This window comes from Aquimarina amphilecti, from assembly GCF_900109375.1.
GTDB classification, from domain to species: domain Bacteria; phylum Bacteroidota; class Bacteroidia; order Flavobacteriales; family Flavobacteriaceae; genus Aquimarina; species Aquimarina amphilecti.
This window is the reverse complement of record NZ_FOAB01000006.1, coordinates 124345-138239: the sequence shown is the minus strand read 5'-3', so window position 1 is coordinate 138239 and position 13895 is coordinate 124345. Positions and strand designations below refer to the sequence as shown.

The following is a 13895-nucleotide window of genomic DNA, read 5'->3' as shown; positions in this document are numbered from 1 at the left end:
TCTTTTCAGGTTTAGATATAATCGAAATATAGTTAAATATTTCTTAATATAAAATATACTTTGACAAGTAACAAAAACTAGTCCAAAAAAAGAAACGATGTAAAACTTTCTATATTGTAAAAGTCAAAAAAGATTATGCATTCCCCTTTTTTAACATTAGATCTTTACTTAAATAATTGAACCTAAAATAGAGCAGTATTGCTGATGTTGTTAACCCCGCCAATAAACCGATCCAAATACCTGAACTTTTATATTCAGTATATAAACCTAAGTAATAGCTAACAGGAAAACCTACAATCCAATAAGCAAAAAATGTAATCACAGTAGGTATTTTTACGTCTTGTAATCCTCTTAATGCTCCAAGAACTACTACTTGAATTCCATCAGATATCTGAAACAAAGCAGCTATAATTAAAAGCTTCGCAGCGATTCCAATTACTTCTATATTATCAGCTAAATTCTCCGTATCGTTTACATCTAAATAAATCTCTGGCAAAACATTATTAAAAATGACAAAACATAAGGCAAATACAATTTCAATAAAAAACGTTAGTAAGAATATAGAAAAAGCTATTCTCCTAAGCTCTTTATATTTTTGTAATCCTTTTTGATTCCCCACCCTCACCATTGCAGCTACACTTAATCCCATAGCTACCATAAACGTCATTGCTGACAAGTTCAATGCTATTTGATTAGCTGCTTGTGGGTTTTTACCTAAAATACCCGAAATCCAAATAGCTGAAGTAAAAATAGCAACTTCGAAAAACATTTGTAACGCAGAAGGAAAACCCAATGTCACTATTTTTTTTAACATATCGCTCTGAAGCGAAAAGAGTTTAATATTGATCACATATGCTTTTGACCTTTCTTTATATTTAAGAAAAAGCCACAAAAATATTACCATTACAAATCTAGACACCAACGTTCCTACAGCAGCTCCAACAATACCCATCTGAGGAAAACCAAACTTTCCGAAAATCAATAAATAATTCAACACTACGTTCACAATATTAGCGACTAGTGTAGCATACATTGGATATTTTGTCATTGATAAGCCATCAGAGAATTGCTTAAATGCCTGAAAAATAATTAAAGGAATTAATGAAACCGCAACCAAATCTAAATATGGAATAGCTAATTCAACCACTTCTACAGGTTGTCTCATAAGATACATAAGTGGCTTTGCTAATAGTATTCCGAGAAATAGAACTATACCCAAACTAGTACATAAAAATAATCCATGCTTAAACGCAGATTTACCTTTATTAAAATTACGCTCTCCATCTGCTTCTGCCACCAACGGCGTTATTGCTGTAGAAAAACCAATACCTAAAGACATTGCTATAAACATAAAACTATTCCCAAGGGATACTGCAGCTAATTCTGCAGTACCTAATTGCCCTACCATTATATTATCAATTAACCCCACAAAAGTATGTCCTAACATACCTAACATGACCGGTGCTGCTAACTTCAGATTATAACTAAACTCTTTTGTGTATTGATAAAGCATCTGTACATATTGAACCTACAAATATAGGGAGATTAGTAACAGAATTACTTCTTGTTTTAAAACAACTTTATTAAAAGAAGGTGCTTACAAATAAGCACCTTCTTTTATAGATATAAAACGATCATATTAATTCTTCATAAACTTGGTAGTCGCTTTAGCACCAGTATTAGAAGTTAAACTAACAAAGTACATCCCAGATGACAAATTCCAAGTTGGTATCGAAATCCTATCTGTAGCAACGTCAGATACTGTAATAGATTTTATGATATTTCCGGTTATTCCAGAGATCACAACAGTCGAATTTTGAATCTTCGTTATATCACCAGAAATGTATACTACATTTTTTGCTGGGTTAGGGAACAATTGTAACCCTAAAGTATTAAAGTCAGTTACAGATAATGACCTTGAAGGTTCAGTCCCCCAAACTAATATTCCATCAGCATAAATAGGAACTTTCTCTGATTCAATAAGCGTATTACTCAGATCTTCATAGGAATAATCATTGGTAGGATCCCAAGAACTATCAGAAGCATTATTCGGCACAGAAACTCTTACCTGAATTTCTTTTCTATGTTCTCCCTGACCACCAGGAAAAGGCATATTATCATTATCTATTGCTACTTCCACAAAATATATGTTATTATCTACATCCCATGCTTGTAATCCTCCAGTCGCTCCACCATTTCCTCTGGCTATAATTTCATAATCACTCGGAGTATACCCCGCATTAATTCCTTCGGTAATATCAATAAAATAACGTGCTGTTAAACTTCCCGGAATTCTTGCAGGCCAAGCTGACCTATTATTTAGCCAAATTGCTAATTCGGTAAACCTGCCTGATTCACTATTGATTTTTGTTTCATTAAGAAATTCAGTATTCGCTTGCTCTTCTTGCGGAAAATTATCCAATGCAGTACCTCCAAATTCCATTACCATTCTAGCTAAAACTCCTTGATAACAGGCATTATAGTCACAAGCAACTTCATTAGCTTGAAAATCTGATCTATTCTCCACAAAAACATCATCAGGATTTCCTGGTCCTCCCATTAATGCGCCCCAAAGTGTATGTCTTGATTCTTCTGGAATACTTTCACTTCTTATCCAACTAGAATGTTGTCCTCTATGGTGTGGTTTTGTAGGAGGGTTTACTCCATAACCAGTAACTAAACTACGATTATTAGGGTTATCTCCTAAAGCATAATTAACTTGATCAACAGCAAAATCGTGATATTCTTGCTTATTTGGAGTATCTACAGTATCACTAAATATTAAAGCTGTTAATGCTGCATTCATAGAATGACGTAAAGATCCCCATTGCGTAAGATGCGCTTGACCTCCAGGAGAGTATGTTATACCATTCCCATTGTCTATCCAAAACTGCAAATGTCTTTCTGTATTATCAATATATTGTTGCTTTCCTGTAAGCTGCGCTAATAAAACCATATTTCCATATCGCTTATCATCCCATACAAAACTCCATAGATAATCTGGTTCTCCATAAGCGGCTTCAGCTTTTTGAAGATACGTATTATCTCCTGTTGCTTTGTACAACCATAAAGCACCCCAACTTAATTCATCTTCATACCCTCCAGAAGAATAAGTCCCAACAGCTGGAATTCCACCTTCTTCAGTATATTTTCCTTTATACGTTTCTCCAAATTCATATAGATCTTTAGCATGTTGTAATAAAGTAGCACTATATGTAGGGTCACTATCTTTAAATATAATACTGGCAGAAGCTAAAGCAGCAGCTGTTTCACAAACTACTTCTGTTCCTGGGTGATCTACGTCTAATTTATAAGATTCTCTTTGACCATATTGCGGATGTACATCTATCATCTCGGCAGGCATCCAAAAATTATGATCTTGCCCCTTTTTAGAAACTTGAGCATAAAATTCAAATTTAGAAGGGTGACATTTTATAAAATAATCTGTTACCCATTTTATGTTTCTCTTGTAATGTTCTGTTTGATTCACAGCATCATAACCATCTTTATATTCTAAAAACCCCCAATTTAATGCCGTTACGGAAAATGCCATTGGGAAACCAAACTTTATATGATCTCCAGCATCAAACCATCCGCCAGTTAGATCTAATCCAACATCTTGCCCATCATTTACACCGGCGTTACTACGCCAGCTAATTCTATTCCAATCTGGAAGAACTCCTGATTGTTGTGATTCATAAAATAATATTGATTTTTGTAAAGCTTCGCCATAATTGTGTTGTGCGACGACCTGTGTCCCTTGTAATCCTAAAAAGATTAACAATAAGTTTCGTAAGTTTTTTTTCATGTCTAAATGATTTGTGTATTATTTTAATTTATGTGAGGTTAAAGGTTTTCATAACTCTTTTTTTAGGTTACATATTGCTGTTTTCTTCCATTGTTAAGAGAGTGATAAGATATTTTTATGTTGTTTGAAAAAAATTCTTACAAAGACCTTTTTCGTGTTATTCTAAAATTAAGAAGAGAAACTATCCTTTTTAAGGGATAGTTTCTCTATACAGAGTTTGTGCAAATAATACTGGTAGTTAACTAGTATTTACTCTTATAGTTTTACCTGCTTTACTGCTTAACTATTTTCTTAGAAACAATTAATTTATTTGATTTACCAGCTTCTAAAACATTGATAATATAATAACCCGATGACAGATTGGCTACATCGATAGAATTTTGACCAGCTTCTAAAACAGTTTCCTTCATCAACACTCCATTAACATTGAATACTTTAACTATTTGACCTTCCATATTAGAAGAAAAGTTAATTGTATTTACCACTGGATTAGGATATAATTTTATAATATTTGAATTATCATCATCACTACGATTGGTGGTATACGTAACCACTAATTGTGGTTTTGCAGCTAAGGTGTTCTCTTTTGAAGCGAATGCAAAATCATTTCCCGAAAGGGCATCGATAACAAATGATATCTTATTCCCAGAAATTTGTGCTGTTTTTAAAGGAATTGTTTTAGTACTACCAATTGGAAGGTTCGTATTTAATGATCCCAATTGTGTCCCTTTTCCTGGTTTATTAGTATTGGATAGATTAGTTTCTGTCCAATTATTACTATTTCCTTTACTAACAGTAATATTCCCATTTCCAGCATCTGAATATACAGTGAACTTAAGATCAGCTTTTGTTATAGTTCCGTTGATTGATGATAAATCAAACATCAAATACCCTGAACGTCGATTATGCTCAATTCGAATCATATCAAGATTGTGCCTAGTTGATCCTTGTAAATAAGCATCATGTATTGGAGTTAAAGTAACTGTTTGTTCTACCTGTTGGATCTTTGTTGCGACAACTTTGTCAATGTTATATAAATATCCAGAACCTCCTTTAAAAGATAATCTCAATGTTTTTTCTCCTGAAGTTAAAGAAACAGTAGTGGAATATTTCTTGTAATTATGCCATTGTCCTGTTACCGGAATATTTATTGAACCAACAACAGTACCCGATTCAATGATATCTACTTTTCCACCAGCTCCATTACTTGAGGCATAAATATCAAAAGTATATTCGCTACTAATATCAATATTTACAGTATAATCAACAAAGTCTCCATTTTTGATAAAGCCTAAATTTTTACCTGAGGTTGTTCCTGGAGTATCTTCGATACGAACGCTACCTGATTTTGTAATCAAATCTTCGGCCTCAAAAGATCCTGGAATATTAATTATATCACCAGGAGGAACCGAATCATCCTCTACAGTAATAGTAATGGGTACAGATGTAGATACAGCCTCATCATTATCGATTGCTTTAGCAGTTATTGTATAGTTTCCTACATTATTTAACGTAGTAGTTATATTATATGGAGAGGTAGTGTCTGTTCCTACTAAACTACCATTAACAAAAAATTCTACTTTAGAAACTGTTCCATCAGAATCAGAAGCGTTAGCTTTTATCGTAACCGATTGCCCTTCTTCAAAATTAGTTCCATTAGATGGTGAGGTTACAGATACTTCTGGTTTTATATTAGTACCTCCACTACCAAGTAATACAGGGTATAGCGTTCCTCCTTTTGGAGATTCACTCGCTGATAACGCCGGAAAATTTGTTGCAGGATTCGAAGGTTTTACTTCTCGAGGTCCTTTGTACAATAAATTAGGATCTGACCATGGTTTAATATTATTATGATTTTCTTCAAGGCAATTATTCTTATATATAAAGTTTGGTTTTTTTGAATTTTGATGTTGGATGGACCAAGGTCCCATAATTGCATAGTAGTTGGGTTCATTTCTATTGTTATAAGCCGCATTTGGTGTATCAGCTTTTGAGTTAGGCATATCTCTAGGTAATGTAATTCTGTTATTTTCTATTAGGTTATTTCCATTATCACCACTATGGAAACTTACTTCTTGCCTAAAATCATTATCATACACCACATTATATTCAACGTTACTTCCTTGTAAAGATATATGTCGTAAACGGGTAACCTTACATCCTGTAATAAGATTATAAGCTCCTTGTATAAAAAAATATCCTTGCGCGCCACCTGCTTTTTTATGAGCTCCATCCACCATTAAATCCCTCAATGTTACATGGTTAGAAGGAACCCTTACTGGATCTCTTGCAGAATTAATAATATTTACTTTATCTAACCAACAGTCAGGAGAATCATTAAACTTAACAGATATATTATCATTACCTCTTAATTCATCGTTAGCACTTAAACTATAATTCCAGTCGTATTTTGGTTTTCCCCAACTCCCTTCGATTGTTAGAGTATATATTCCACTTTTACTAACCTTATAAAAACTAAAGGCATTGCTACTATTCATCCTAATGATACATTTAACACCTTCTCTACTCTCTCCTATCAAAGAGACATTTGATTTCATGGAAACTCGTTTATTGATATTGTAGGTTCCATTTTTCAAAAACACTGCTACCAATCCGTTTTGTTTAGATGCATCCTCAATTGCCCTATTAATTGCATCACTATCCGCACCATTAGTTAGAGTTTTTACAATTTTAATGTCTTTTAAAAAAGGGATACCACCTCTAACACCGGCTTTTTCCCATTCTTTCATTTGTTGATAACGGTTATCAAATTTTTCCGAATCAAAAGTAACTCCTGGATCTCCTACTCTCAATTGGGCTTCTAATTGAGTGGTTATAAAAATCAATAGAAATAGCATACTTCCTATAGTTTTCTGCGTAGAATATTTATATTTTTTTGAAAATAAATTTTTCATTTTTTTTGAGTTTTCTTCTAAAATTAAAGAAGAGAAACTATCCCTTTTTAGGGGATAGTTTCTACATACTGAGTTTGTGTAAATAATACTAGTAGTTCGCTAGTATTTCTTGTTATTACCGATTTTTATTGTTTAACTATTTTCTTAGAAACAATTAATTTATTTGACTTACCGGCTTCTAAAACATTGATAATATAATATCCAGATGATAAGCTAGTTACATCGATAGAATTTTGGCCATCTTCTAGAACAGTTTCTTTCATCAATACTCCATTAACATTAAACACTTTAACTATTTGACCCTCCATATTAGAAGAAAAGTTAATTGTGTTTATCACTGGATTAGGATATAATTTTATAATGTTTGAGGTATTCTCCTCACTTCGATTTGTAGTGTAAGTAACCACCAATTGAGGTTTTGTGGCTGATGTATTCTCCTTCGAAGCGAATGCAAAATCGTTCCCTGAGAGTGCATCGATCACTAATGAAATCTTATTACCCAAAATTTGGGCTGTTTTTAAAGGGATTGTTTTAGTACTACCAATTGGAAGGTTCGTATTTAATGATCCTAATTGTGTTCCTTTTCCTGGCTTATTGGAATTGGATAAATTAGTTTCTGTCCAATTATTACTATTTCCTTTACTAACAGCAATATTTCCATTTCCAGCATCTGAATATACAGTGAACTTAAGATCAGCTTTTGTTATAGTCCCATTGATTGATGAAAGATCAAACATCAAATACCCTGAACGTCGATTATGCTCAATTCGAATCATATCAAGATTATATCTGGTTGATCCTTGTAAATAAGCATCATGTATTGGAGTTAAAGTAACTGTTTGTTCTACCTGTTGGATCTTTGTTGCGACAACTTTATCTATATTATATAAATATCCAGCACCTCCCTTAAAGGATAATCTCAATGTTTTTTCTCCTGAAGTTAAAGAAATTGTAGAAGAATATTTTTTATAACTATGCCATTGTCCCGTAACTGGTATGTTCACAGAACTTACAATAGATCCCGACTCTAAAATATCTACTTTCCCTCCAGTTCCTTGACTTGACGCAAATATATCTAACGTATATTCACTTGTAGTATCTACATTTACAATATAATCCACATAATCTCCATTTTTAATAAACCCAAGGTTTTTGCCAGAAGTACCTGGTGTATTTTCTACACGAACACTTCCAGATTTTGATTCAAAGTCTTCTGCTTCAAATGATCCCGGAATATTAATAACATTACCCGGTGGAGTTGAATCATCTTTAATTGTAACATTTACAGATTGTGATGTGGTAACTGCTCCATTATTATCTGTAGCTTTAGCGGTAATTGTATAATTTCCAACATTATTAATAGTTGTTGAAGTTTGATATGGCACCACTTGCTCAGTAGCTGTAAGGTTATTATTAATAAAAAATTCAACCTTGCTAATAGTCCCATCTGAATCCGCTGCGTCAGCGGCTAAGGGGATTGTTTGACCAACTTGGTAACTGGCACCATTTACAGGAGTAGTAAGTTTTACTGTTGGAGGGTTATTAGGGTTATTATCATTAACTAATTTATACGAACGAACCCAATCATAATAAGTTGTACGCTCATTTAAAGAATTATTCATCCCATCTTGTCCTCCTTTTGGCGGATTCCAATCGTAGGTCTCCACTACCATACGCAAGTACATAGGAAGATTAAAATCTGCTGGTGGCTTAATTTGCCCAACAAACTGACCATCTAGATAAAATAAAATTTCACTTTTACTTTTCCACCAAACTCCATAAGTATGATAATTTTTCCAAGAAGCTTCTCCTAGTGGAGCTTTGTTTCCTTGTTGCCCAACAGGCGTATTATTACAATTTGTATTTCTACTATGCGTATTGGAATTCATATTAGTGATCATATTATTCACCCAATTAGCTCCATTAGAGTTAACACCTACCGTCTCCGTAATATCTAACTCTGTAACGCGAAGATTACATCCACTACCTTCATTTCGTTGATTAATAAGCCAAAACGTGGATGACATAAAGGTTTTATTACCTTTCATTCGCGTTTCGTAATATCCGTATGTATTTTTTGTTAAGGATCTAACGAGACCTCCGTTATGAGTCCAACCATTAAATGGGTTTGTCTTTTTAGAAGCAGAAATTTTAAGGTCTCCGTTCCCAACAGAAACTGATGATGTTTCAAATCTGGCAGGTTTTCTACCTTCCCATTGAGGGCTATTTATTGCCCATTTATTAGTATTTAATGAAGAACCATTAAACTCATCAGACATCACATCTATTTTTTCCCACTTCTTTCCATTAGGAGCTGCTGGTTGCGCAAAAACATTTACTGCTACGAAACACAACATTAAGACTAATAATAAATTTGTATTTTTTTTCATGATTAAAACAGGTTTGTTTTATCAAATAAACTTTAGGAGTTTTAGCTATCCATAACAAGAAATAATAACATAATCCTGACAATGATTTTCTAATCAATCCGAATTATGCTATTATCTCTTTTGCAATGGATTACAAACAATCGCTTAAAAGCTGATCATTCGTCACTTTTACCCCTTAAAATTATATTTGTGATTTTAATAGGATTAAAGGGGTTCTTATTTTTTCAATACTTTCTTTGCCGAAAGAACTTTATTCGTTTTACCAGCTTCTAAAATATTAACGATATAATATCCTGAAGACAAACTACTCATATCAACAGTATTTTGACCTTCTGAAAAAGTTACTTCTTTTACAAGAACTCCGACCGTATTATATATTTTAATTGTCTTACCAGCCGTAACACCTGAGAAATTAATTATATCTACTACAGGGTTAGGATAAAAAGTAATATCATTAGAATCATCAAGGTTATCTTCTCTATTAGTATCATAAGTAATTACTAATTGAGCTTGAGTAACAGATCCATTCTCTTTAGATGCAAATGCAAAATCATTACCAGAAAGCGCATCTATAATCAATGAAAGTTTGTTACCAGAAACCTGAGCTGTCTTTAATGGTATTGTTTTCGTACTACCAACTTGGAAATTAGCATTTAAAGTCCCTAACTGAGTGCCTTTCCCTGGTTTATTAGTGTTAGATAAATTAGTCTCTGTCCAATTATTACTAGTACCTTTATTAACACTTATATTTCCATTTCCAGCATCTGAAAATACCGTAAACTTAAGATCTGCTTTAGTAATCGTTCCATTAATAGATGAAAGATCAAACATTAAGTACCCTGTTCTTTTATTTAATTCTATACGAACCATATCGTTATTAAATCCTGTAGATCCTTGCATATATGCATCATGTATTGGATTAAGTGTTACTGTTTGCTCTACTGGTTGTATTTTTGTTGTAACCACTTTATCCACATTATACAGATATCCAGTTCCTCCTTTGAATACGAATCTCAATTCTTTTTCTCCTGAGGAAAGAGACACTGAGGTAGAATACTTCTTGTAATCATGCCATTGTCCATTAACTGGAATTGATACAGATCCTACAACTGTTCCTGCTTCAAGAATATCCACTGTACCACCTGTTCCTTTAGTAGATGCATAGAAATCAAAAGTGTACTCGCTAGTTGCATCAACATTTACATTGTATGATACGAAATCTCCATTGTTAATGAACCCAAGGTTTTTACCAGTACTATTTGGAGTATTTTCTATTTGTACACTTCCTGATTTTAACTCGAAATCTTCTGCTTCAAAAGAACCAGGAATATCAATTGCATCTGTTGGTGGAACTGAATCATCTTGAACAGTAATATTTACAGCTTGCGATGTTGTTACAGTACCATCATTATCAGTTGCTTTAGCCGTTATTGTATAGCTACCTGAATTTGCTATTGTAGTCGATGTTTCATATGGTGCAGATTGCTCTGTAGCACTCAATGTATTATTTATGAAAAACTCAACTTTTGCAACAGTACCATCTACGTCAGATGCATTCGCTACTAAAGGAATAGTTTGTCCTATTTCAAAATCACCTCCGTTTGCAGGAGAAGTGATTGAAACCCGAGGAGGCTTATTTTCATTACCACAATCCACTAAAACTTCATCAGGACCATTTCCTGAAGGCTTCGTATAACTTTTAGACAAAACGAATTTATCCATCTCAAATCCATCTTCTCTCATTGAAAAAGAAATTGTATGCACACCTGCAGAAGGAATATCTAAATATATCTTTTGCGCTTCTCCACAATGATTGGCATTCGTACGCTGTTTACTTTCCCAGGTCCATTGGTTTTTTCCTGCACACCATTGCATTCTTGCTCCAGAAGCAGGCCAATTACCATTCAATCCTACGTGGATTCCATTATCTTCGCTTCCGGTAGAATGAGCTCGTACCCATACATAATAACGACCGGCGTTTGTAAATTTCACTTTATAATTAATGATTGCTACTTGACCAGGAGTATTAGAAAAGCTCACTCCATTTACTAATGGATCACTATGAGTTACTCTTGTATCGGGTAAGATTTCTAAATAACCTCCACTACTAGCTCCACTAGCATGAGCTGGATCCGGATCTGGAGTAGGTGTAGCGGTACTACCATTTTGTGTATACCACTTTCTATTAGTTACTTTAGATTGATCTATAAAGTGTTCCGCTTCTACCGCAGCTACTCCGTTTTGCTCTAATGCAACACAATCACCATCACCATCACCGCCGCCATCGCCATCACCACCATCAGTGCAAATGAAATCTAACGCTGTCCATCTTCCTCTAGAATAAGCTGTACTATTACCTTCAGGTATAGTACCATTTGTATGCGAATTAAACGCTACTCTTATTTTATCTCCTTTTTTTACTTGTATACCTGTAAAAGTAGTTCCAGATGGTGAATAATCAGTACTCGAAGTTGGGTTTTTAAATTCACCTATTTCCTTACCATCTATAGAAACTCTATATGTAGATTCTCCATCTGTTTCTGTAAGTGTTGCTAATCTAATATCATAAGTACCAGTATCTCCATTAAATGTAGCTTCTGCAGCAGCAAATTCATCTTTGTACTGAGACGCATCAATTGCCAATGCACTTCTTGCATTATCCTTATATGCTGGTGAAAAACCTGTCACTGCAATTGTTGGGAAATCAGAAATTGCTTGCATAGAAATAGTTCCACAATCTCCACCTCCATTATCTCCATCTTTACTAGTAACAAGTGCTACCCAATCATTATTATCAGGGGCAACCAAATTACTCCCTAAAGTTTGTTTTGCAGATAAATTACCTCCAGAACGTGGATTATACCATTGTACATCATATTTATTATTACCTGCAGGTAAACTTAATCCAGTAGAACCTCCATTTGGTCTGTAAACTGCATAGACGTTCCCTGATTTTGCTAACACATAATCATTATTGTCTGAAGTTACACCATCAGCACTTACCATATTTACCATATCCGACTGGAGATAACGATTAAAGAAATTAAGTGCATAACCTCCTTCTTTATATTTATTACCTCTCTTTCGTTGATCATTACCATTTATATCACCATCATCATTTGTATATCCACTATAATATTCAACTCCAGTTCCTCCAGCTATAAGTGTAGCCCACAAGATTCTATGTCTTACTTCTTTATCAGAAATTCTAACCCCTGTAGAAGCAGGCCCTTGCTCATCATTAGCTACTACCCATTTCTTACCTGAATTTCTAGATTTTTCTAACCATCTTCGTACATCATTATGAACATTATTCTTTCCTGTTTGGATAGAAGCTCCGGTTAAATCAGAGTTATTTCCTAACAATGGATTATAGCGTTGATCTTGTTGATTTGGATATGTGTGAATCACAATGTTATGATCATATGGATCTACATTTTTGATATAAGTTGCAGTAGATTTCGCTACTTGATCTTTTAAAGTAGTTTCTTCTGTTAGATTCCAGTTTAATGCTAAATGATGACTAAATCTTGCAATTAATTCACGGTAATATAATTTTCTTTCTCTTCCGAAATTGTCACCATCCATTTTATTATCATTCTCTGTTTCCATGGTTTTAAAGTGAAGGTATACTCCTTTTTTATCAGCATACTGCATTACTTTTTCCCATTGAGCCATTTTAGATACATCGAACCTATCATGGTGAACTTTGTTCCACTGCTGAGCTCTTGCAGTATTTCCGTACTCTTGTTCAGAAACTTTTAAAACATGTGGAAAAACAGCTCCTCCATCTCCAGAAGTGTTCCAGGTTAAAAAAGAAACAACATTAGCTCCTTGACCAGATAGGTAGTTGATCATACCTAAAATTTCTGTTCCTTTACCATTCGACCAAGTATAAGAAGATGCATCAGAAGCTACATAATCTCTTTGATGTGGTTGCCAAGTTTTATTACCTATTTTATTAAGATTATTATTATAACTTGGAGTAGCATCGAAATCTACATAGTTAAAAGCATTTTCTGGAGAATCTGCTCCAGCTTTTACAAACCAAGGTCCATTAGGATTACTAGGATTTGTCCCTACATGCTTTAAATAATGTTCTCCAATATACTTTAACCTTCCAAGTTCTTTACTTCTGTAATCTCTTCCAGATTTATTTGATTCAGCAATATTAAAAGATCCAGTATCACCATTCATAAATCCAGCATTAGATCCTCCACCATTAATTGCTACATTGGATCCTGATTTAAAAGAAGCCGACCAGTTCCATGTACCAGTCTGATCTGGAGCAAAATTTACTCGCCATTTATTACCGGAATCACAACTATTATTTTCTGCATTTCCGCAAGCGGCAAAATATCCTGGTACAGTATAACTAGTATTACTACCTTGATGTGTAAATGTTACATCCAATCGATAATCCGAAAAAGGATTTGGGTTTGCGGTCTCTGAGGTGTTAGGACCGTTAAAGGTCAAAGTGACTTTGTGCCATCTCTTTAATTCTCCTTCTGGTGTTTGAGCTTGTAGCAAAAACCCTAGAAACAAGAACGTTAATAGAACGTTGAGTTTAGTTAATTTCATGATTTAAATTGTTTTTTGTGTGTGTTTGGTTTTAAGATATTTATTTTGTTCGTGTAAATATTCAAAGAACGTCTTTTATTGTTTTTAATTTCGAGCAAAAACACCTAACAAACAGTTAGTTAACAAGTTTTAACACGAAGTTAAAAACGAAAGATTTCTCGAATTTAAGATCTCATAAGCTTATTAAATTTATCAAAACTA

5 protein-coding genes are annotated in these 13895 nt (G+C 33.8%); all 5 read right to left on the bottom strand.

What is annotated here, in order from left to right:
* Window positions 1-133: 133 nt before the first annotated feature.
* The 5 genes from BMY33_RS16255 to BMY33_RS16235 all read right to left on the bottom strand — a co-directional run bounded on the left by BMY33_RS16255 (window position 134) and on the right by BMY33_RS16235 (window position 13694).
* The gene (locus BMY33_RS16255; RefSeq protein ID WP_091410529.1) at window positions 134-1513 is read right to left on the bottom strand and encodes an MATE family efflux transporter; all 1380 of its coding nucleotides are present in this window, start codon (window positions 1511-1513) and stop codon (window positions 134-136) included.
* A gap of 126 nt (window positions 1514-1639) precedes the next feature.
* Window positions 1640-3808 carry a glycoside hydrolase family 9 protein gene (locus tag BMY33_RS16250; RefSeq protein WP_170837101.1) on the bottom strand — a complete coding sequence of 723 codons (2169 nt, stop codon included), beginning with the start codon at window positions 3806-3808 and terminating at the stop codon, window positions 1640-1642.
* 272 nt (window positions 3809-4080) lie between these two features.
* Window positions 4081-6723, bottom strand: coding sequence for a carbohydrate-binding protein (locus BMY33_RS16245; protein ID WP_091410528.1), 2643 nt, complete (start codon window positions 6721-6723; stop codon window positions 4081-4083).
* A 125-nt stretch (window positions 6724-6848) separates the two neighbouring features.
* Window positions 6849-9113, bottom strand: a complete 2265-nt coding sequence (locus BMY33_RS16240) for a carbohydrate-binding protein (protein ID WP_091410526.1) — start codon at window positions 9111-9113, stop codon at window positions 6849-6851.
* A gap of 216 nt (window positions 9114-9329) precedes the next feature.
* Complete coding sequence (locus BMY33_RS16235; protein ID WP_091410525.1) at window positions 9330-13694, bottom strand: carbohydrate-binding protein; 4365 nt, start codon at window positions 13692-13694, stop codon at window positions 9330-9332.
* Window positions 13695-13895: the final 201 nt, after the last annotated feature.